At 52.5% G+C, this 21,290-nt stretch carries 22 protein-coding genes; 7 read left to right on the forward strand and 15 right to left on the reverse strand.

Translation table 11 applies throughout. The annotated features are described in order from the left end of the window. Positions 1–1,217: 1,217 nt before the first annotated feature. The 4 genes from DBQ51_RS10555 to DBQ51_RS10570 all read right to left on the reverse strand — a co-directional run bounded on the left by DBQ51_RS10555 (position 1,218) and on the right by DBQ51_RS10570 (position 4,508). Entirely contained in the window at positions 1,218–1,871 is a 654-nt protein-coding gene (locus tag DBQ51_RS10555; RefSeq protein ID WP_107631539.1) for a YczE/YyaS/YitT family protein, read from the reverse strand. A 1-nt stretch (position 1,872) separates the two neighbouring features. Then, on the reverse strand, positions 1,873–2,910 hold the full coding sequence (locus DBQ51_RS10560; RefSeq protein WP_107631540.1) for a threonine aldolase family protein: 1,038 nt from the start codon (positions 2,908–2,910) through the stop codon (positions 1,873–1,875). A gap of 47 nt (positions 2,911–2,957) precedes the next feature. After that, the gene (locus DBQ51_RS10565) at positions 2,958–3,728 is read right to left on the reverse strand and encodes a GNAT family N-acetyltransferase (RefSeq protein ID WP_107631541.1); all 771 of its coding nucleotides are present in this window, start codon (positions 3,726–3,728) and stop codon (positions 2,958–2,960) included. A gap of 69 nt (positions 3,729–3,797) precedes the next feature. Beyond that, complete coding sequence (locus DBQ51_RS10570) at positions 3,798–4,508, reverse strand: helix-turn-helix transcriptional regulator (protein ID WP_054327470.1); 711 nt, start codon at positions 4,506–4,508, stop codon at positions 3,798–3,800. A 273-nt stretch (positions 4,509–4,781) separates the two neighbouring features. Here DBQ51_RS10570 and DBQ51_RS10575 point away from each other — a divergent pair, with 273 nt between their 5' ends. The 4 genes from DBQ51_RS10575 to DBQ51_RS10590 all read left to right on the forward strand — a co-directional run bounded on the left by DBQ51_RS10575 (position 4,782) and on the right by DBQ51_RS10590 (position 9,124). Beyond that, positions 4,782–5,159, forward strand: a complete 378-nt coding sequence (locus DBQ51_RS10575; RefSeq protein ID WP_054328573.1) for a RidA family protein — start codon at positions 4,782–4,784, stop codon at positions 5,157–5,159. Positions 5,160–5,294: 135 nt separating this feature from the next. Continuing rightward, the gene (locus DBQ51_RS10580; RefSeq protein ID WP_242977896.1) at positions 5,295–6,950 is read left to right on the forward strand and encodes a tryptophanase; all 1,656 of its coding nucleotides are present in this window, start codon (positions 5,295–5,297) and stop codon (positions 6,948–6,950) included. A gap of 144 nt (positions 6,951–7,094) precedes the next feature. Then, positions 7,095–8,519: a sodium-dependent transporter gene (locus tag DBQ51_RS10585; RefSeq protein WP_107631542.1), complete on the forward strand. Its 1,425-nt coding sequence runs from the start codon at positions 7,095–7,097 to the stop codon at positions 8,517–8,519. A gap of 158 nt (positions 8,520–8,677) precedes the next feature. After that, positions 8,678–9,124, forward strand: a complete 447-nt coding sequence (locus tag DBQ51_RS10590) for a phosphate-starvation-inducible PsiE family protein (RefSeq protein ID WP_107631543.1) — start codon at positions 8,678–8,680, stop codon at positions 9,122–9,124. Between the two features lie 122 nt (positions 9,125–9,246). Here DBQ51_RS10590 and DBQ51_RS10595 read toward each other — a convergent pair whose 3' ends face one another. The 7 genes from DBQ51_RS10595 to DBQ51_RS17195 all read right to left on the reverse strand — a co-directional run bounded on the left by DBQ51_RS10595 (position 9,247) and on the right by DBQ51_RS17195 (position 14,510). Then, on the reverse strand, positions 9,247–10,776 hold the full coding sequence (locus tag DBQ51_RS10595; RefSeq protein WP_277997741.1) for a recombinase family protein: 1,530 nt from the start codon (positions 10,774–10,776) through the stop codon (positions 9,247–9,249). A 15-nt stretch (positions 10,777–10,791) separates the two neighbouring features. Next, complete coding sequence (locus DBQ51_RS17185; RefSeq protein WP_242977899.1) at positions 10,792–10,995, reverse strand: recombinase family protein; 204 nt, start codon at positions 10,993–10,995, stop codon at positions 10,792–10,794. 70 nt (positions 10,996–11,065) lie between these two features. Next, positions 11,066–11,188 (reverse strand): hypothetical protein, encoded by a 123-nt coding sequence (locus DBQ51_RS17370; RefSeq protein WP_277997734.1) that lies wholly within the window; start codon positions 11,186–11,188, stop codon positions 11,066–11,068. After that, entirely contained in the window at positions 11,185–11,343 is a 159-nt protein-coding gene (locus DBQ51_RS16605; RefSeq protein WP_159068158.1) for a hypothetical protein, read from the reverse strand. Before DBQ51_RS16605 ends, DBQ51_RS17370 begins: the two co-directional genes overlap by 4 nt. 49 nt (positions 11,344–11,392) lie before the next feature. Then, positions 11,393–12,757 carry a relaxase/mobilization nuclease domain-containing protein gene (locus tag DBQ51_RS10600; RefSeq protein WP_107631544.1) on the reverse strand — a complete coding sequence of 455 codons (1,365 nt, stop codon included), beginning with the start codon at positions 12,755–12,757 and terminating at the stop codon, positions 11,393–11,395. Positions 12,758–12,760: 3 nt separating this feature from the next. Beyond that, positions 12,761–13,042, reverse strand: coding sequence for a plasmid mobilization protein (locus DBQ51_RS17190; RefSeq protein WP_407923252.1), 282 nt, complete (start codon positions 13,040–13,042; stop codon positions 12,761–12,763). Further along, positions 12,933–14,510 carry an AAA family ATPase gene (locus DBQ51_RS17195; RefSeq protein WP_242977902.1) on the reverse strand — a complete coding sequence of 526 codons (1,578 nt, stop codon included), beginning with the start codon at positions 14,508–14,510 and terminating at the stop codon, positions 12,933–12,935. The genes DBQ51_RS17190 and DBQ51_RS17195 overlap by 110 nt, the downstream gene beginning before the upstream one ends. Positions 14,511–14,611: 101 nt before the next feature. Between DBQ51_RS17195 and DBQ51_RS10615 the strand changes: the two genes are divergently transcribed. Together DBQ51_RS10615 and DBQ51_RS10620 are read left to right on the forward strand one after the other, a co-directional pair. After that, positions 14,612–15,736 carry a DUF6076 domain-containing protein gene (locus tag DBQ51_RS10615; protein ID WP_107631546.1) on the forward strand — a complete coding sequence of 375 codons (1,125 nt, stop codon included), beginning with the start codon at positions 14,612–14,614 and terminating at the stop codon, positions 15,734–15,736. After that, positions 15,733–16,701, forward strand: a complete 969-nt coding sequence (locus DBQ51_RS10620) for a sigma-70 family RNA polymerase sigma factor (RefSeq protein WP_107631547.1) — start codon at positions 15,733–15,735, stop codon at positions 16,699–16,701. The genes DBQ51_RS10615 and DBQ51_RS10620 overlap by 4 nt, the downstream gene beginning before the upstream one ends. A gap of 45 nt (positions 16,702–16,746) precedes the next feature. Here the strand turns inward: DBQ51_RS10620 and DBQ51_RS10625 are convergent, their stop codons facing one another. Both DBQ51_RS10625 and DBQ51_RS10630 read right to left on the reverse strand, forming a co-directional pair. Next, on the reverse strand, positions 16,747–17,205 hold the full coding sequence (locus DBQ51_RS10625) for a DUF6550 family protein (protein ID WP_107631548.1): 459 nt from the start codon (positions 17,203–17,205) through the stop codon (positions 16,747–16,749). After that, a complete protein-coding gene (locus DBQ51_RS10630; RefSeq protein WP_107631549.1) occupies positions 17,202–17,525 on the reverse strand; it encodes a DUF6809 family protein in 324 nt (107 codons plus the stop codon). The genes DBQ51_RS10625 and DBQ51_RS10630 overlap by 4 nt, the downstream gene beginning before the upstream one ends. Before the next feature lie 180 nt (positions 17,526–17,705). Here DBQ51_RS10630 and DBQ51_RS10635 point away from each other — a divergent pair, with 180 nt between their 5' ends. After that, positions 17,706–19,748, forward strand: a complete 2,043-nt coding sequence (locus DBQ51_RS10635) for an N-6 DNA methylase (RefSeq protein WP_107631550.1) — start codon at positions 17,706–17,708, stop codon at positions 19,746–19,748. Positions 19,749–19,790: 42 nt separating this feature from the next. On the opposite strand, the gene DBQ51_RS10640 is transcribed toward DBQ51_RS10635, so the two are convergent. Together DBQ51_RS10640 and DBQ51_RS10645 are read right to left on the reverse strand one after the other, a co-directional pair. Next, positions 19,791–20,612 (reverse strand): MamI family restriction endonuclease, encoded by an 822-nt coding sequence (locus DBQ51_RS10640; protein ID WP_107631551.1) that lies wholly within the window; start codon positions 20,610–20,612, stop codon positions 19,791–19,793. A gap of 29 nt (positions 20,613–20,641) precedes the next feature. Beyond that, positions 20,642–21,268, reverse strand: a complete 627-nt coding sequence (locus DBQ51_RS10645) for a MamI family restriction endonuclease (protein ID WP_107631552.1) — start codon at positions 21,266–21,268, stop codon at positions 20,642–20,644. Positions 21,269–21,290: the final 22 nt, after the last annotated feature.

Below are 21,290 nucleotides of genomic sequence, written 5' to 3' on the forward strand. Positions count from 1 at the left end.
GCCACTGTTCTAATACTGCTTATCTTTCTTTTTTTCTTTCTCCGGCGCTGTTGCGTCAATAGAAGCGGGGATATTCCATCCGGAATATCCCCGCTTTTTCTCTTCTGCCGACCTGCAACGCAAAAAAAGAGCGCCGAAAACCGCATCTTCCCGTGTGACTGGCTGCCCATCAATCGGTACTGCGCCGATATCCGTTTAAGGTACAGATGGTGCTTTCTCCTAGTATTCTTTTCGTGCTCCTCTTTTCCGTGTCCTTGAGCCGTAGACCTTTCGAAGATCTCAAATTATTGCTTGACCTTCTCGGCAGAACTGCAAAATTTCTTTGATGGAGGTGAAACCAGACAGATGTTGAAAATGCAGTTCCGTCTGTATGAGTGGACACAAAAACCGGCGCTGAACTGCGCAACCGTCAGATCTCACTGTTAGATCAGACTTTTTCTGGAATCAACAGGGTATTGCCTTTGAAGAATCCTTAAACACAAAGACTGTGTAAAAAAATCTTATTAAAAGTCTTTTTTGCAGGCTTGCCCTACCGCTGCCAGAGGCGGCGGTGGCTCGCCCTGCTGTTGGTTTTTTCCTTATAAAGCGGATTTCCACTAAATTCTTCTGTTGAATACAAATTTATCTTGTGCCATGCTAAGAGCATGTCATTAAACGTGCAAACTACAAAAGTGCGGAGGGTGTCATTGCGCGTATTCTTACACTATGGGGACGCCTCGCTGGGAAATCTGCGGACTGAAGCTGGAACTGTTCCACATACAAAAGCGCGTTGCGGAATCGGAGTCCATCCTTAAGCGCCTGTATGAGAACTCAGTGTTGGGAGATATATTACGGCTAAACAGCTCCAGCCGTATTCTTCAAGATATGTGGCCGAACAGGAGTATCTGAAAGCTGTAATTCCGTAGAAAGAACAGGTGGTTGCAAAACCGAAAGCAACGGTATCCAACATGGGCAGCTTTATTACCAAGCCAAAGCATTATACCGATATCTCGGAACTGATGCGGTTGCTTTGTTGAGAATACTATGGCATGCAAAAGAAGTAAAGTGGCCCAAGTGCGCGAGACAGATCATGGAGATCACTACATCAATGTTGGCGAGATTGACTCACTGGTTGTTGTAAAAAGTGCATCAGAGCGGGCAGGTATTTCTGCCATAATACCTGCCCATTTCTACGATTCGCGAATATCCTTCTGCGGACACACCCTACGGCTTCCTTTTTATTTTTTTTGCTGCCGGATGAATCGGAGGGTCTCCGCGATGTTTTCCTGATGCAGCTCCGCGGCGCGGAAGCCGAGCAGGTGGAAATTCAGGTTGAACAGCGAGCCAAGGCCGAGCGCGGAAATGACCGTGCCGATGCCCACCTGTCCGCCGAGGAAATAACCAGTCAGGATGACGAGGATCTCGACGGATATGCGGCACAGGCCGACCGAGCGGCCGGTCCGGCGCGCCAGCGCGACCATCAGGGCATCGCGCGGGCCGGCGCCGAGCGCGCTTTTCATGTACATCCAGGTGCCGAGCACCAGCAGCTCCAGGCCGGCGAGCAGCATCAGGACGCCGGAGAGCGTGCCGGACATCTGCGGGACCCAGCCGAGCCACAGCAGCGCGTCGATAAACACGGCGCACAAAACAATATTGATGACCGTGCCGAACCCGAAGCTCTCGCCGAACAGGATGGCAACGCCGATTGCGGCCGCGCCCACGATGACCGAAGCTGTGCCGTAGGTGATGCCAAAGCTCTGCGCCATGCCCTGTTGCAGCACGCTCCATGGCTCGAGACCGATGTTTGCCTGCAGCATCATCACGATGCCGATTGCGCTGACCAGCATGCCGAGCGCAAGCCAGAGCAGGCGGCGGACGTAATTCCGGATCATATCATCCCTCCGCGGCAAAAGCGCGTATGGCTTCGGCGGCGGTCTGGCAGGCGGCGCGCGTAATGTCATGGTGGCAGACCATACGGTATTCGCCGTCCATGCAGCCGGTCACCTTGATGCCGCGGCCGAGCATCCAGGCAGGATACCGCGAGACCTTTTCCGCGTCCCAGTCCGTGGTGAAAAAGACCATATCGATCTGGGTGCGCTCAGCGAACACATGGACGCCGTCCACCGCGCTCAGCAATTCGCCCAGATATTTGGCGTTTTCGTGGTCCTCTGACAGGCGTCCGGTCATATCGCGCAGGGCGACCATGCCGGCCGCCGCAAGGAAACCGACCTGGCGCAGGCCGCCGCCCAGGATGCGGCGGGCGCGGCGGGCGCGCCAGATCACATCCTTTGGGCCGGCGAGTATCGAGCCGACTGGTGCGCACAGGCCCTTGGACAGACAGCACATGACGGTATCGCAGTACTGCGTCAGCTCCCGAACGTCCGCGATGCCGAGCGCGGCCGCTGCGTTGAACAGGCGTGCGCCGTCCAGATGGACGGGGATGCCCTGCGTATGCGCGATCTCGAACACGGCGCGCATGTTGTCGAGCGGTAGCACCGAGCCGGTGGAATGGGCGTTTTCCATGACGACCAGGCCGGCGGGTGCGACCTGCACATCGCTGTCATCCGTCAGGCAGGCGCGCACGGATGCAGGGTCCATCACGCCGTTCACGCTTTCTGGAAAACGGAGGGAGACTCCGGCGAGCTGGCCGTAAGAGCCGGCCTCATGCGCGGCGATATGCGCGGTCGGTGCGATTACGACGCAGTCGCCGCGGCGGGTGTGCGCGAGCAGCGCGCAGGTGTTGCCCTGCATGCCGGAAGTGACGAACAGAGCCGCCTCCTTGCCGAGCCGCTGGGCGGCATAGGCTTCCAGCTCCTTTACGGTCGGGTCATCCTCGAAGACATCGTCGCCCACAACCGCGCGGCACATCGCATCCCGCATGGCCTGGGTGGGCTGTGTGACCGTATCGCTGCGCAAATCAATAAACTGCATAAAATCAAGACCTTTCTCAAAAGAATTATCAGGTGCGCTGTGTCGGGTTAAGGGTAAAGCTCGCCCCACCGTCCGCACGGCGCGAAGCCGATCTCGCAATACAGCTCCGCGACCTGGTCGTAGCCGGCGATCAGGCGCGGCGTTTTGCCTTTCTGCTGAATGCGCTGCACCAGAAAACGGCTGATGCGGCCGCCCAGCCCCTTGTGGCGGTGTTCGGGTACCACGGCGATCGCGCCCAGCACGCCGCATTCGTCGTCCTCGGATATGATGCAGCCCGTGCCGACCGCCTCTCCGTCAAGCTCAAGGTGGTAAAGCTCGGCCAGGCCGCAGGTGATCCTGCGCTGCAGATCCGCCGACCAGGTATCAAACGACAGATGGGTCTGGTAGTATTCGTGGCTGCGCTGCAGGATATTGAACACGGTATGGAAATCCCCGCGGACAAAACCCTCCGTGCTTTGCTCCAGCGGAAGGCCGCGGTACACCATATAATAGGAGCTTTCGGTCGCGCCGCCGAGCAGCTTTTGCAGCGCCGCGCACTGGGGCCAGTTCGTATCGATTTCCCGCACGTTTTCCCGTTTTGCCAGCTCGGCGATGGGAAGCGGGTCGGCGCGCTCGTCGGACGAGATGCTGAGCACGCCGTTGGCTAAGTACAGGGCGGCCGCGGGCTCCCGCCCCTTCCGGCACAGGAAAAACCGTGCGTTTGCGTCGCCTAACCCGTAGGCGCGGAGCGCGGTCAGCGCTCGGGAACCGAACACATGCTCATAGGAGCAGGCAAGGGTAAAATCAGGCACGTCGGCCGCGGTCAATTGGATCAGCATAATAAGAGAAACCTCCGTTCAAATAGTGAAAAAATGAGCGCCCCGCGCTCATTTTTTCACTTGCTTTTTTTACTCTTCCACTTCTTGCGTGGGATCCTCTTTTTTGATCTGCGACAGGTAACGGTAAACGCTTGCCTGCGAGCAGTGCAGGGCGTCGGCAACATCCTTGACCGCGCCCTTGAGCAGGAAAATGCCGCCCGCTTCCAGCGCACCAATGATCTGCACGCGCTCGTCGGGCGTCAGCCGGTCAGCCGTTACGCCGAGGCGGAGCAGCTCGCGACCGACAGCGTCGCCCGCCACGGCGCCGATCGAGTTGTGGAAGCTTTCTGTGGTGGGGGGGATGCTGCGCACGGCGTTCGCCGGCGTTTCCTCGGTCTGGAAGTTGGTTTCGATAAAATTGTCGGGATGGCAGAGTCGCAGAATATCCTCGCTGACGGACTGGTAGCGGCTGTCGTCAAAGTTGATGCAGAGCATCCCGATCAGCTTGCCGTGCTGCTTGATAAACAGCGTGGAGGAGCGCAGTGTTTTGCCAGCGGCGGAAACGCCTGGATAATGCAGCCGGTAATCCTGCGTTTCATAGCTTCTGTCCATCAGGATCTTGAGCGCAACATTGGTCAGCGGTGCGCCGATCTCCCGACCGCTCACATGGTTGTTGGCAATCGCGATGATCGAACGGTTTTTGTCGGTCAGGTCATGCAGTGCAACCTCATAGTCAGGGCCGAGAGCTTGCCCAAGAAACTCGGTCAGTTTGATGTAATGCTGCAATAAGGGATTCGCCATACGCTCACCTCGTTTCTGATAATGAAAGACAGGAATGCAGTGTTATTATTTTTATTATACCGTATTTTCACGCGGATTGTCAAAGAAGATCTAAAGAAATAATCACAATAAAAATAAAAATTTATTATAAATGTTTGCCAATGATTATGTAAAATAGAAACAAATAAGTAGGAAGGAATGTATACAAATATACAAAATAGACAAAAACACCTTGACAAATAATTCTCCTCATAATAAAATAATCTCAGAAAAAACGAAGGAGGAGGGTGAAAGATGAAAAAGGAGATAAATACGGAACGGGCGCCGGCGGCGATCGGGCCGTATGCACAGGCGGTAGCGGTGGATGGGCTGGTGATCACATCGGGCCAGCTGCCGATCGACCCGTCGACAGGAAGCTTTCCGGAAGGGATCGCAGAGCAGACGAGACAGTCTCTGACGAACGTCAAGGCGATACTTGCGGAAGCGGGGGTCGGGATGGACCGCGTGATTAAGACCACGGTGTTCCTGAGCGACATGAACAACTTCGGTGCCATGAACGAGGTATACGCCACCTTCTTTGGTGAAGGCGGTTACCCAGCCCGTTCGGCGGTCGAGGTGGCGCGCCTGCCGAAGGACGCCCTGGTAGAGATCGAAGTCATCGCGGCCCTGTAAGCGTTTTCCCCCTGTTCCCCTTGTAAGGTACTGTCCGCCAGTCGCGACGCCGGAGACGCAGGCCGGCATACGATGACCGGGGTATCCTCTAACAAAAGGCGCATACCGCGCCGTGATCAATTGGAGGTAATAAATATGGACAAAAAAATGGCTCACTATCCGCTGGATGTACCTGCGCCGCATCACTATACGTTCGCTGTTCGTGACATCCCCGAAGTCACGATCGAGCAGCGCGAGCGCGCGCTGAACGCGACGCACTGGAACGAGTTCGCGTTTCCGGCCGCTATGCTGACGGTCGATATGCTGTCCGACTCGGGTACCACCGCGATGACCAACCACCAGTGGGCGTCGCTGTTTCTGGGCGACGAGGCGTACGGCCGCAACACGGGGTATTATGTACTGCTGGATACCTTCCGCGACATTTTTGAGCGCGGGGGCGAGAAGAACTGGAAGAAGATCATCGACCTGGTGCGCACGGACTGCCGCGACGTAGAGAAGATGATGAACGAGGTATACCTGTGCGAGTACGAGGGCGGGCTGTTCAACGGCGGCGCCAAGCAAATGGAGCGTCCGAACGCCTTTATCATCCAGCAGGGCCGCGCGGCGGAGTCCGTGCTGATGGAGATTGTCCGCAATATTCTGGCCCGCCGATACCCGGGCAAGAAGTTCACCATCCCGTCCAACGGCCACTTTGACACGACCGAGGGCAACATCAAGCAGATGGGCTCGATCCCGCGCAACCTGTACAACAAGGAGCTGCTGTACGAAGTACCCGAAGGCGGCCGCTACGAGAAGAACCCCTTCAAGGGCAATATGGACATCGAGAAGCTCGAGCAGCTCATCCAAGGCGTCGGTCCGGAAAACGTGCCGCTGGTATTCTGCTGCATCACGAACAATCCGGTATGCGGCCAGGCGGTTTCCATGGCGAACATCAAGGAGATCAACCGCGTTGCGCATAAGTACAATATCCCGCTGGTATTCGACGTAGCGCGCTGGGCGGAGAACTGCTACTTCATCAAGATGAACGAAGAGGGCTACGCCGACAAGTCCATCGCGGAGATCGCGACCGAGATGTTCCAGTACTGCGACGCGTTCACCATGTCTGCCAAGAAGGACGGCCACGCCAACATGGGCGGCATGCTGGCGTTCCGCGACAAGGGCCTGTTCTGGAAGAACTTCTCCGACTTTGACGAGAACGGCAACATCATCACCGATGTCGGCGTTACGCTGAAGGTCAAGCAGATCTCCTGCTACGGCAACGATTCGTACGGCGGCATGTCGGGCCGTGATATCATGGCGCTGGCGGTCGGCCTGTACGAGAGCTGCGACTTCAACTACCTGAACGAGCGCGTTGCACAGTGCAACTACTTGGCCGAGGGCTTTTACAAGGCGGGCGTCAAGGGCGTCGTGCTGCCGGCCGGCGGCCACGCGGTGTACATCAACATGGATGAGTTCTTCGACGGCAAGCGCGGCCACGATACCTTCGCGGGCGAGGGCTTCTCGCTGGAGTTGATCCGCCGCTACGGCATCCGTGTTTCCGAACTGGGCGACTACTCCATGGAATACGACCTCAAGACCCCTGAGCAGCAGGCTGAGCTGGCGAACGTGGTCCGCTTCGCGATCGACCGCAGCCGTCTGACCCAAGAGCATCTGGATTACGTCATCGCGGCGGTCAAGGCGCTGTATGAGGATCGCGAGTCCATCCCGAACATGCGCATCGTTTGGGGCCACAAGCTGCCGATGCGTCACTTCCATGCCTTCCTCGAGCCCTACCCCAACGAAGAGAAGTAAGCTCATCCGTATGAAAATCTGGGCGTAACCTGCGCCGCGTGGAAAGCGCGCAGGGCAAGTGTGATGAATCGGGCCGCGGATAACTGAATAGTTTCCGCGGCCTTGTTCTTTGGGGGCAACCGAAAAAGAAAAGGGGTGCAAATTATGAGTAATGAAGAGACCAAACGCGATGGCTTTTCAAGCAAATGGGGATTTATTTTAGCTTGTATCGGTTCTGCGGTCGGTATGGGAAACATTTGGCGCTTCCCGATCATGGTGCAGAAATACGGCGGCATGACCTTTTTGATCCCATACTTTATTTTTGTGATCCTGATCGCCTCCTCCGGCGTTATGGAGGAATTCGCGCTTGGCCGCCGCGCGGCGGCCGGACCGGTAGGCGCTTTCGGCATGTGTACCGAGGAGCGCACCGGTAAACGGCGTTCTGGTGAGTTGATCGGTGCGATTCCGATTATCGGCGCTTTGATGCTGGCCATTGGCTATACGGTTGTGCTTGGCTGGATCTTTAAGTATACTTGGCTTGCTATCTCGGGCGGCCTGTTTGCGATGGGGCAGGACATGAGCATCATCGGCCCTGCGTTTGACGCAACCTCGGCCACGCTGACGAACGCAAACGGAGAAGCGTTCTCGTTTGTGCAGTCTGTCGGTGCGATGTTCTCGAGCGGCCTGTTTGGAATCGGTAACGGCGTGTGGCAGCTCATTGGTCTGGTCGTCTCCATGGCGATCATGGCGATGGGCGTTGCGGGCGGCATTGAAAAGGCCAACAAGGTCATGATGCCGGTGCTGTTTTTCCTGTTCCTTGGCTTAGGCATTTACATCGCCACGCTGGATGGCTCGTCCGAGGGCTACAAATACATATTCACGATCAATCCCGCAGGGTTGGCGAGTGTTGAGGTATGGGTGTTCGCATTCGGCCAAGCGTTCTTCTCGCTCTCCGTCGCGGGTAACGGCTCGGTGATTTACGGCTCGTATTTGAGCAAAAAGGAGGATATCCCGGGTTCCGCGCGCAATGTGGCGGTGTTCGATACACTGGCGGCGCTGCTGGCCGCGTTTGTCATCATTCCGGCCATGGCGGTCGTGCTGGGTGCTGGGATCAACGATGTGAATGGCGGCCCTGGCCTGATGTTCGTCTACCTTGTCAACGTGTTCAATGCGATGCCCGGCGGCCGCATCATCGGCCTGATCTTCTTCATCTGCGTGCTGTTCGCGGGTGTGTCCTCGATCGTTAACCTATATGAAGCGCCAGTTGCGTTCCTGCAGGAGAAGTTCAAGTTCAACCGCGTCGCGGCCGTGGCTGCGATCGGTGTGATCGGCGCGCTGGTATCGCTTTCTATCCAGCCGTGGACTTCTCAGTGGATGGACGTTGTTTCGATCTACATCTGCCCGCTTGGCGCGATGCTGGCCGGCATTATGTTCTTCTGGGTACTCAAGAAAGAGACCGCGATGGACGCGGTCAGCGAGGGCGCGAAGAAGCGCGTAGGCGACTGGTTCCACACACTCGGCAAATTTGTTTATGTGCCGTTGGCACTGCTCGCCCTGATTCTGGGCGCATTCTATGGCGGTATCGGCTGATTCACGCCAGCCTTGTTAATCGTTGTTCCCCCCTTTTCCCACGCGAAATCAACCGCCGCCTGTTGCAGACGGCGGTTGATTCATGTTATAATTAAAATGCCGGAACAAAAAAACCAGCCGGAAATGAGGAAAAAGAGAAAAAAGAAAAGGAGAGAAACATGGGATCTGACGTTCGAGACAAGATATCAAATGCGGCAACCGTAATCGAAATCACGCTTGGGCTGATCATCCTGATCGCCTGTGTAGTATCCAGCCTGGGCATTGTTTTCACAACGGACATTCAACTGCTGTTTTCCGTGCCGGATTACTTACAGGCCCGCTTGAGCGACGCCTGCCTGATTATTATTGGCATCGAGTTGATCAAGATGATCACGAGCTATACGATTGATTCGGTGGTTGATGTGATGCTGCTGGCGGTCGCGCGCCAGATGGTGGTGGAGCATACCTCCCCGCTGGAAAATATGCTGGCGGTTCTGGCGGTAGGCGCGCTGTTCGTGATTCGGAAATACCTGTATATTTCCCACCTGGACGGCCCTAAGAAAAAGCGCGACGAAAAAAAAGCAAAGGAAAAAGAACAGGAACACGAAATCGAATATCATATTTGAATTCAAAAATGCCGCGGCCTTGGGGAACCGTTCCATAGGGACAATTTATGAACCTACCCGTATAACTTAATATTTGTTCCTGTGGAGGGAGGCTGTGTTTCGGCACAGCCTCCCTTTTCTGCTCATGCGACCTCATTCGGGATTTCTTCTGACACAGAATCCGCCATACTCTTAGGCAGTTCGTCCACCAGGCCGATGTCACGATAGTAGATGCGTACCTCCTGCGGTGCTGTGCGGGAGTATTTCTCCGCACGCTCACTGACCTCCACTCGCTTGATGAAGATGCGCAGGATCTCAGCAGTCAGCTCCGGGATCTCGCTGTATCGCTTGGCATTCTCAATGAACCGGGCAATATTGGAGCTGGAGTCTTTCAGTTCCTGAAGTCTTCCTTCCGTGGCAGGGAGCTGTTCCTGGATCTCTTTCTGCTCGGCGGTGTACTCCTGAGACAGGATGCGATACTGCTCGTCCGGGATGCGTCCAAGTACACTGTCCTCGTAGAGCCGTTTGAACAGCTTCGTCAGCTCGGCCTGGCGCTTCTGCATGGTGTCGATCTTCTTTTGGAGCATAGCGATCTCCTGCTGTGCCTCCTTGCCCTGCTTCTTGCGGATATGCTCCGCAAACCGCAGCTCATTCTGACGAGCGAAGTGCGTGACACGGCGTATGTCATCCAACAGGATAGCATTGAGTTCCTGTTCCCGGATGTAATGAGCGGAGCAGATGTCTTTGCCTTTCTTCTTGTAGGTGGAGCACATAAAGTTGTTTTTCACCGCATCCATGGTGTGCGCCCGGTGCAGTACCATGGTGCCTCCACAGTCCAGGCAGTAGACCAGTCCAGAAAAGATATTCTGCTCAGCCATATTGGCTCTACGCCGTTTGTGCTTGCGGATATCCTGTACGATCTCCCAGGTCTGTTGTGTAACCAGTGCCTCGTGCGTATTCTCAAAGCGGAGCTGCTCAGTCTCGGGACGCTCAATGCGCTTCTTATTCTTGAAGGACAGGGTGGTGGACTTCAAGTTGATGGTGTGGCCCAGATAAGTCTCATCCTCCAGAATGCCAGCGACAGTGTTGGTGGACCAGTTGTACGGCTGGGTGATATCCACTCCGGTCAGCTCTACTCCGTGCTTCTGGTAGTAGGAATATCCAGGCGTTGGGATTTTATCTTTCTTGAGCTGCTTTGCGATCTGGGCAGGACCCTTCCCAGAAACGCAGAGGTCAAAGATGTACCGCACCACCGGAGCAGTCTCAGGATCAGGTACCATGTGCCGTTTGGGATCTGCCGGGTCCTTCATATACCCATAGCGGGGACGGGAAGAAACTCTGGCGCCAGTCTCTGCCTTGAGACGAACCACGGAGCGGCCCTTTTTGCTGCAGTCTTTGGCATAGAACTCGTTCATCAGATTCCGAAAGGGCGTGAAGTCATTGGTAGACTCGTACAGGCTGTCCACGCCGTCGTTGACGGCGATAAAGCGCACACCATAGCTTGGGAAGATGAGTTCCGTATACTGACCTACCTGAAGGTACTCACGGCCCAGCCGGGACATGTCCTTGACGATCAGTGTTTCCACCTGACCGTTTTCCATCAGCTCCATGACCTGCTGCCAGCCTGGGCGGTTGAATGTCGGCGTGTGATATCCATTATTTTTTCTAAACAGGCAAGTGTGGTTACGTTATCTCACGCTGACTAAGTTCGTTCCAGAGTAACCGTCGTCATACAGGAAAAGCGTATTGGTAAAGCCTTTTTCAGCTGAGTACTTCTCCAACAGAAGTTTTTGATTCTGGATACTGTTCGAGTCATCCGTCTTATTTGTTTTCTGCGTGTCCTCCTGACTCAGTCGGCCATAGAGGACGGTATATTTTTCATTGCTTGCCATTATTACTCCTTTCTGGGCAAGCCGATACGGTAACAACAAACATACCGTATATCCTGCCCAATGTCTATCCTCAAATCGAACCCTTTTCTAAATCACTGTCGATGATTTGGAGCATCTGCTCTGTAGGCGTTTTTGCTTTCTCTGCAGTTGAAAAGATGGAGCGGACAAAGAATTTTCGTCCGACCACGATCATCTACGACGCAGCTCCATACCACGTTCCGTTTCGTGATAAGATGTATCCCGGTAGATTGGCGTGATCGTATTTTCATCCCGGTAGCCGATCGCTCGCTCCGGCATATAACCACCCAGAATCCCCGTCTCCATATACACTTCGAATTCACTTTTCATAGCGTTCCTTTCCCCCGAAACCAATTCGGGCAATAAAAACAGCAGACCTTCACATGGTCTGCTGCCAAGTTTGTTCTTCTTCGTGATCGTCCTGGGCGTGGCCTTGGGCGATTTTCTTTTGTCGTTCTTTCCGGAGGGCCTTGCTGTCTGCGTGGTAGTGCGTGGTGGTGGCATCCTTCACGGGAGCAGGCCCCTCGCCGCGCTCCAGAGCGTGTCCAAGCTGGACCACACCACCCACAGTACCAGCCCAGTCAGCGCCAGGGCCGCCAGTCCCAACAGCAGACTGGTCCATGGAATGTCCGGCAGACTCAGTCTGGGCAGCCTGATGCTGGGCAGAGAAAAACGCTTCTCGTTCCGCTTCCCAGCCTGTTCGCTCATTTGCTCCAGATGCTTCACCGCTTTCAGCAGTTGGTCCATCTGCGTCCGGGTCGGGAGCTGCGCCAGCAGTTCGCCGATCTTCTTCAGATAGCCAGTCTGTCTCTCGGTGTGGTACCCCAGTGTGCAGAGGCTGCTCAGCAGTTCCTCCCACTCCGCTTTCGTAGGATGCATTTCGGGAGGCGGTGTCAGCTCCTGCGCCGGAGACTGCGGCATGGTCTGTACCATCTGCGCGGGACGGTTCTTTTCCAACAGCTCGTCCATGGATAATTTCTTTTCTGATCCTGAATTCATATTCCATATTCTCCTTTAGATATTTGTCCCCGAACAGCAGGCGGTCACGGCACTGCCAGCCGCTTGGTGTAGTGTAGGTGATGTTCCGCCGGGCCGCTTCCCAGCGCACCTTGTAGCCCTCGCTCTCCATCAGCGCAATAAACTCCTCACGGCTGGAGGCGTGGCGCATACAGTCGTTGATGATATTCATGAGCTGCAGCTTCTTGCTCTGGCCACGGGCGGCCGTGTGATACTCGCCAACCGTCATGGTCTTGGTTTTCTTCCTATCCTTGGGCTGGAACACAGGAAGAGAAAATTCCATGCAGACCTGGTCGTTGCGCTGCCGCAGTTCCTGGAGCTGTTCCTTTGCGATGTGCAGCTTCTTTCCTGTATCGAAGTTAACCGAGTTGATGAGGAAGTGAGAATGGATGTGTTCCCGGTCTGTGTGAGTACAAACCAGAACTTCATATTCCTCATAGTACTCAGCCAGCTTTAATGCCGCCGCATGGGCGGTGACAGGGTCGACCACTTCGCCTTTCGGAAAGCTCTGCACCATGTGGTAGAAAAGTACGCCCTCGGTTTTGTGATACAGCCGCTTGGTGGTCATGAAGTCTGCGTAGACAGATTCCGGCTGGCAGTTGATGCCTGTAACCAACCGTTGCCCCTCGAACTCAGTTTTCTTGTTCTGCATGGTGTACCGCATCACGGCTCCCATGCATCCGGTGGTCTGTCCCCGCTTGTAGTTGGTGAAGCTGATAATAGCCATCCCTCACCCCCGCTTTCGTTCGAGGATCAACCGAACAGTTGCGCAGAGTTCAGAGAACGCCTGGCGTACGCTGTCCAGATTGACCACCGTGACGCGCCCCATGTGCGCCAGGGTGACAAGCTGATTCAGATTTCTGCCGATGGACTTCAGCTCCTTCAGCACTTCTTTTAGCCCATCAATGACCACTACCTGCTTTCCCAAACAGCAGGCGGTCACATAATCGCTCATGGACATCCCAGAGCGTTTCGCCAATTCCTTGATGGCCTCCCGGTCTGCGTACGCCATCCGGGTGCTGAATTTGATATCTTTTTTCATGTCGTTTCCTCCAAAATAATCGTGTTCTAAAACCAAACGAAAGCCCAGCGTCAGCGGGTTTCGTTTGGAGAGGAGGCGCAAGGGAGCGTAGTTCGGAATACCTGATCCGTAAGGTGTTCCGAACGGTGCGGACTTTGCGCCGACGAGGGGTGTGGGGCAGCGCCCCGCAAACAAGCGGAAGGCGGACGGCGGCTTTGCCGACGACCAGACAAACGCGATGCTGGCCACCTCCAAGGAGGTGATTCTCCCGCGCCGAACACCTGCGCTCCTCCTTCGGCCACAAACGGCCCAACACGGCGTTTCTTTTGCCTTGCGGGAGTTTCTCGCCGCATCCGGAAACTGCCCGCAAATCGCCGCACAGCGCCTCGACAGGGTCGATAGGGACGATTTCTCCGGCACCCTCCAAATCGACACTATCGGCACGGCGCAGCTCAATTACTCGTTTTCCATTGCTGCGGCGAACCGTCGCCTGAATGCCGTTCTTCCTTAGGGCCTCAACGCTTTGCAGGATCAGTCTTGAGATCTTTTTGGGCGTTACCCCTTCGATTCTATCAGGGTCGATCTTTTCGGAGAGCTCCGTGGGAGTGCCGATAAATGTTGTTCTGTTGCTCATAAATGCAGAGAGGAGGACAACAATTTTCCCCTCCAATAGCTCCGGCTGTGTCCGGCTGTCCGACACCAGTTCCCACACATTTTCACCGTTGCGCTCCAGCGTCAGCTCCCGGTATTCAATGTCGCGACCGATGCAGGAGAGTTTGGCTTTGCCGCTGCCCCGCCGTTCCTCCACCAGCGTGAAGCTGGAATCCACCGCACCGCTGATAGCGGTGGTCCCGGAGATCCGGTGGAACACATCGTCAGCGGTTTCCTTGCGCAGATGATGAATCAGCAGGATAGCGATGCCGTGTTTGTCCGCCAACCGTTTCAGCACAGAAAGGTCGCGGTAGTCGTTGGCGTAGGTTGCGTCGCGAGCCGGACGAACCATCTGCAGGGTGTCGATGATGACCAGCATGGTATCGGGGTGGGCGGTGAGGAACACTTCTACCTGTTCCTCCAGCCCCTGGCCGATGAGGGCGCACTCCGTGCAGAAGTGGACGCTGTCCGGCGCGTCCTCGGTGATCTCAAAGAGCCGATTCTGGATACGGAGGACGGAGTCCTCCAGGCAGAGATAGAGAGTGGTGCCTTGCTTCACGGACATCCCCCAAACCGGTTCGCCCTTGGCTACCATGACGGACAGCCACAGAGCCAACCAGGACTTTCCCACCTTGGGAGAGCCGGCGAGAATGTGCAGTCCCTGGGACAGCAGCGTGTCCACTACGAAGTTGAGCGGCGTCAGCGGCAGGCTCATCAGGCTCTCACCGTCGATGGTTTGCAGTCGTTTTGTTTTACTCATCAGGATCATCCCCTTGTAAAAAAGATAAGGACAGAACCACGTGGCCACCGTGGCTCTTGTCCTTTCACTTGATTATTGGGGGGATTTTGATAAAATGAGAATATCGCAAGACAGGCAGAAAACAGATATAGGACAGAGGATGTAGACCTATGCCGCTGGGAATCCAACAGAACAACAATTTCCTGCACCTGACAATGGATGTCTGGCGGGATCAGATCTTTTTCAACGAGACCGTCTATCCGGCCGGCCACTTTGCCGCCGAACTGTTGAATGTTCCCGAGGAGAACATGCGGGAACTGGTCACCCACGGCGGTGCCATCAGCCATCAGGTGGAGGCCCTGGCCTTGGCCGGGCGGGGTGAATTTATCAAACTGCTGGATGGGACCCGCCCCTCTCTGGAGAAGCTGCTGGATGCCCTGTGGCACTTCCCGCCGTACAGTCTGATGGATAAAGGGCAGGAGTTACACACTTTGGAGGTGCTGTTTTCCCCGGCATCCCACAACGACCTGCTGAAGCCGGATTCGCCTGCTCGGGAATTTTTCTTCCGCTATCTGGTGGCTGCTTTCAGTATCCCCTTGGGCATTCAGCACTTCGCCGTGGCGGCACGATATTTTGAGGAGGGCTATCTGCGGCGGCTGAAGAAGCGAACGGAGACCTACTTCGCCATGGCCTCCCAGGACTGCTTCAACAGTGAATGGTTCTGGGATATGATGCGTGATCTACCGGTACCGGATGTTGAGCCATTCACCATCACACCGGATCTGAGATCCTCCTACGTCTTTGCCCGACACCCGAAACAGGAAAAGGAAACCGTATTTGTGAACCGGTATTTCTTTGACCGCGCCATCAGCTTCTACATCTTTGACCTGATGAACGGACTGCAGCACGGCCATGCGCCCAGTCGGTGCTGTGGCTGTGGAACATACTTTCTCACCACCAACGGCCATATGCCGAAATACTGCGATGGCATTGCGCCTCAGGATCCTCGCATGACCTGCCGGCAGTACGGTGCCATGATGCGTCAGAAGGAGCAGAATAAACAACACCCGGTCTACCGCCTGCTCACCACCCGCACCAACACCATCCGCAAGCATCACCAGAGAGGAAAGATCTCCGACGAGCTGCGCAATGAAGCGCTGTATGTGGCGGAGAGCCTGCGGGATAAGGCACTCATGGATAACGACTATGCCGCCAACAGCTATGCAAAGGACATGGAGCAGGAATCGATCTATGCTCAGGCGAGAGCGCGCATTGCCCGGGAGAACCGGCCATGAGCATGTACCACTGTGACACTCCCTGCCCCAGCAACGAGCATCTGGCCCAACGCATACAGGAAGGCGATCCGCAGGCTGCTCCACTCCTGCTTTCCCAGAACGAGGGATATCTGACCATGCTGGCCGCAAGCTACTGCGAGCAATTTTCTCAGGACTTTCTGGTGGACGACCTCAAGCAAGAGGGGGCGCTGGCGCTGCTGGACGCGGCGCGGCGGTTTGACCCATCCATGGGGACTAAGCTGCTGACCTATGCGACCTCCGCTATTGAGACGGCCATGCGGGACTGCGCCGCCCAGGGTTCTTTCTCCTTGTCGCTCCCGCTGGACCGTTACCGCCAGCTGCGCCAGGTGGCGTTCCTCTATGCCACACACGAGCAGGAGGGTGCCGAAGAAGATTTGCTGACTGCCATTCAAGAGAAGTTGGAAGTCTCCGTCAAAGTAGCCAAGCGTCTGCTGGAAGAATACCACACTGTGTTTCAGATCGAGGCTCTGGGCGAGCGTGTCTTTGACTTGGGGTGTGGAGGTGATCCGGCCAGAGCCTATGACCGCTTCGTGCGGCGGACGCTGCTCCTCCAGCGTATGGAGGAAGTGCTGAGCCCCAGAGAGCTGAATTTGGTGCGCTGTTATCTGGGGATCGGCCAGCCCAACGAGCAGGGCATGACCTTTCAGGAACTGGCCATCCGACTCAACTACAACGGACCCAGCGGCGCGGAGAAAGCGTATAAGAGCGCTATCCGGAAACTGAGAAAACAGTTGAACGCTGGTGCTTACGGTCAGTGGCTCTCCATCCAGAAAGCTATTCGCAAGTCCAGAGCGCAGGCAGAGGCTGATTCCGGTTACTATGTGCCGCCGCAGACCACCTGGATGGACGAAAAAGAATTGGCAGACAGGTTTCTCTGTGAAGTTATTTCGCTGATCCATGTCCATGAGATCTTCAGCGACGCTTTGGAGCAGGAAACAAAATAAGCAGTGCGGCACCAGGCTTTGTCCTGATACCGTACTGCTTTTCATTTATCCCATGCTTCCGATTTTGTTGCCGTTCTCATACATATCTTCGGCGTATTCCACATGGTTGGGTCCCAGGCTTTCTATCCAGCCGAAGCCCGGCACATAGACCATGTTGTCCGGTGCGCTGTCAGGTGCCGGGGCAGGCTCCGGTTCTTGTCGTGGTTCGGCATCCTGTTCCAGTGGGACTGGTACTTCACTCGCTGGGGGCGTTTGGGCAGGCGATGGCTCCGGGACAATATCAGCTTCCTCGACCAGTTCCGGCAGTATTGCTTCCGTCTTTTCTTCCTTTGGTGAGATGACTTCTTCCGTTCCTGGTATCTCCGGAACTTCTGGCTGTGTGGCGATTACAGCAGCTGGCGTGGTCGGTGTGGGTGTTTCCCCGGCTGGCTCGTCCTGCGGCCACACAGCGGCCCACAGGGCCAGACAGGCGGCGACTGCGGCAGTGATGATTCGTTTCTTCATGGTTCTTCCTCCTCTCCAGACATGGAAAGAGCGCCCGATCTCCTCGATGATGTACAGCGAGAGACTGAGCGCTCTTTTTTAAATTGATTCAGTTCCATGGAGAGCTGCCATGCCAGCTCAAATCCAGAGATAAAGCTGTCCATGGAGCGTTCCTCCGCCATCAGGCTCTGGGCATCCATGATTCGCAGTACCAGCCGTCGTTCCGGCTTCTCCAGCACTTGAATTAGTGCCTGGTGGCATTCTTCCACTTCCTGCTTCTGCTCCGAAAATTCTGGCGGGGTATAGAAGCAGTCGTAGAGGCATTTCAGTAGTTTGTTCATGCGTTGCACCTCCTGGTAGCAACACACAATATCATTGATAGCTGCGGAAGTCTATCGTTTTGAAAAATAGTTTTTAAAAATCAAGATTGCTATCTAAAATCAAGATAGGCATCTTGAAGACGGTTGTGTTTTATGGTATACTCCCAAAAGCTATAGACCACAATCAGGAGGTTTTAGATTATGAACAAGGGCGTTAACTACTCTATGTTCTATGATATTCTTCTTAATCTCAGAGAAGATTTTCATAGTTATGGTCGAATTGATGATTCAAACGCTAAGCTTGATGAAATGATTAAGCTCATCTGCACGAGCTATTCAATGGCCTTGTCGGGTATGCAGTTCAGCTTAGAGCACATACGGCAAGTTGCTTTAAGTCACTTTGGGAATCAAGATATGGTGGCAGCGGCATTGCGTTATGTTTGTGAAAATGAAATGCAGAAAGAATTGTTTCGCAATGCAGACGGTACTAATATTTTTGGAAGTAACCCTACGCTTGCTATTCAGCCAACAGAAAATGATTTTGCCCAAAAATTAATTATTGAAATTGAAAAAATCGATTTTGTTTATTTGATTCAAAATAGAAGCTATTCAGATTTTGATTTGGTGAACGAGTGCTTCGGACATTTTGTTCGCGATAATTTCCGAAATAATAAAGAAGATGCTCAGTACATGACCCCGTATGAGATTTCCAAAGCCATACTCGACATTATCTTCGATGATATGCAGCGCCAGCAATATTTTGATGAGCATACATTGAGAACGTTTACTGTAATGGATCCAACATGCGGAGTAGGTACACTGCTTATTGAAAGTTCCTCCCATTTCACAAAGTATGTTGAAAACAATATTCACGACGAAAATAAGCGAACAGAAATAATTGGCCAATTCAGGTTAACCGGTATATTAGGTCAAGATAAAGTGGATCGCATGGTGCGTTTATCAAAAATTAATGCCTTGTTGCTCGGTAGTAACGCCTCAAATATCAGCGAAGGCAATAGTATCGTTGGACATAGCAACTTAAATCAATATATCGGGGCGGTAGACTTAATTTTTACAAATCCGCCATTTGGAGCTGAATATAGCATTCAGGATCTTGAATTGAGTGAATTCCCAATTTTAAGTAACGCAAAGCCTACAGCAAAGATATTATCCTCTGAGCTATTGATGCTTGATAAATGCATTAATATTTTAAAGCCTGGTGGCTACCTTGCAATTGTTTTGCCGGATTCTGTGTTTGCCTCTAAAGGTATTTACTCTATTTACCGCGATAGTCTAATGAAAGAATACAATATTCTTGGGGTTATTGGACTACCAACGGTGACATTTGCGCAAGCAGGCACAAGGACAAATACCTGTGTTTTAATTCTCAGAAAAATGAAACCGGATGTAACGGGTAAAATGTTCATGGCAGACTGCAAGGACATCGGTTATATTGTAAAAGAACGCGCTGGTGTTCCAATTAAGATTGAGCAGGGAACCAATGAAATGGTTTCAATTGCAAAAAGCATTATTGATAGTACGAATTCTTCTACAAAAATATTAAGTGAAAGTCCATCAGTTACCATGATCGACTCGAGTGATTATGTCGGAAACAATCTAAAGCCAAGTTTTTATGCTGCTGAACGATTTAAGACTATTAAGAATTTAAGGAATTCCGTAGCAGAAGGATTTAGAATTGCAAAACTCGGAGATATCGTTGAATTTACAGCAAAAAGCAGAAAAAGTTACATGGTTTCTGACACCATTAAACATATTAGTGTGTTACATATAAACGCTGACTGCACAATTGCTTTTGATGAGGTAGAAAAATTCAATCCCGTTTCAAAAGGAAGAAAATGTTATCCTGAAGAGTTGATTTTTTCGAAAATAAACCCCAGGATTCCGCGCATGGCGGTTATTCCATATAGAAACACAGATTTGGTTTGCTCAAATGAATTCGAGATTATGAGATCAAGAGGAGTAATTGGCATGTATGCATTGTGTTTTTTGCTGAAAACAAAAAATGTAATGAGCCAAATCGAAAACCTGACATCTGGTACATCATCCTCACACAACAGAATAAAACGGGAACAATTGGCAGATATTTTAATTCCCATACCGGTAAGTGAAGAAGCAAAAAAACTGGTTGCAGAGGTTGATAGAGAGCTTGAAGCAGCAGTCAAACTTATTTACACAGCCGAAAGTAAGATTTCGGATAAGTTTGCTGTTTTAAATAACATTTAATAAAAAATAGGAGCAACGCTGATTATAGCGCTGCTCCTATTTTTAAAACACGCTAATTACCGGAACATCATCTACAATGTCTGCCCTGAAAATAAGGTTCGCTCCTTCTGTGTTTTCAAGTGGAATGTTTAGCTTGGAAAAACCGTTTTCTCTTCCGTTCCCATGTCGAGCATAATTATCATCAGTTCCATTCCTTGGCGGAAACAACTGAAAATTAATGCTCTTATGAGTAGGATCTGCAAATTTTGGATAACCGAGCTTTTGCATCCACTCTTTATAGCGATTACGCAACAGAGTATGTTTGTGAATATCTACTTTCCAAATTCTAATGCGATACTGGCGTTTTGGGTTGAAATCAATAGAAAGCAAAAAAATAGCTTTATAGTCGAGAAAACGCTCCATAATGTCCACAGATACAGAGTTAAAGTTCCACCTGGGAGCAGTAGCACCATTTTTGTCCAGTGAATCAATGAAATTGGCGCCTTTTACTTCGGAACCATCACAAAGGTCATCTCCCTTTCCGCGCATTCCTTGCCCGGCGATTTGTGTTTGAAGGGAGACAAGATGTTGGGCTATGTAGCCTGTATCGATCATAGAAGATTGCGCAGTAACAAGGCTCCAATGAGATAGTTTGTTCTTTTGATCAACAATCTGCTCTTGAATCAGCGCCTGTGCAAGTTGTATACGATGTTCGCGTGAAAGGCTTTTTAGGATATGGTTGGATAGAACCACTCTGTCAACAACAGGAATGGCATCTATATTTATAGTTCTGGTTACAGATTTTAGGTTTTCATTAATACTCTCAGGAGAGCTTTCGCCTATTACTGCGCTAAAAAGATCACAGTATTCATGTATATTGAGCAAAAATATCACCTTCTATCATCTAAAATTAACTATGCCCATTCACACACTCCAGTATCAAGAACATTGGGGTCATAATGGACAGGATCATATTCTTGACCATTCCACTCTGCAGACAATAAAAGAGGATATGACAAATTACCGCATCGATTGGTGAATACATCGTTGTTTTCATTAACTGGCGGATGCAACTGAAAATTGTTGCTTTTAATGGTTCCAGTTGCAAGTTGATCATACCAGTTCTGCGCTATTGCTCTAAATAAAACATCATGCTGCGGACGAACGACCCAAACGCGAGCACGTTCCTTATCATTGACTGGATTACAGTCCCACATAACGAAAAACAGAAAGGGCATTTGATCCAAGTAAGCCATTGATCCTGCCAAATGGCTTTGGGTTCCAGCTTTGATGACTCCATTAAACCGAACTTTATCAATTGAATACCAAGCATTGGCTGATTTCACATCTGAGCCATCTGCAAGATCTTGACCTTTATGTCGAGCCATTCCATCTATGCCTGTGAGCATGCTAATTAGTATTTGTGACCACGCTCTTGAGTCTTCTGGAGCAGGCTGCGATGTAATTGATGCATAACGTTGTCCTGCAAAAAAATGAATATGGTGAGTGTTAAGTACATCCAAAGCATCCTTTAATGCCATATTATCACCTCGACTATTATGT

The sequence above is a fragment of the Agathobaculum massiliense genome, from assembly GCF_900291975.1.
Classification (GTDB): Bacteria; Bacillota; Clostridia; order Oscillospirales; family Butyricicoccaceae; genus Agathobaculum; species Agathobaculum ammoniilyticum.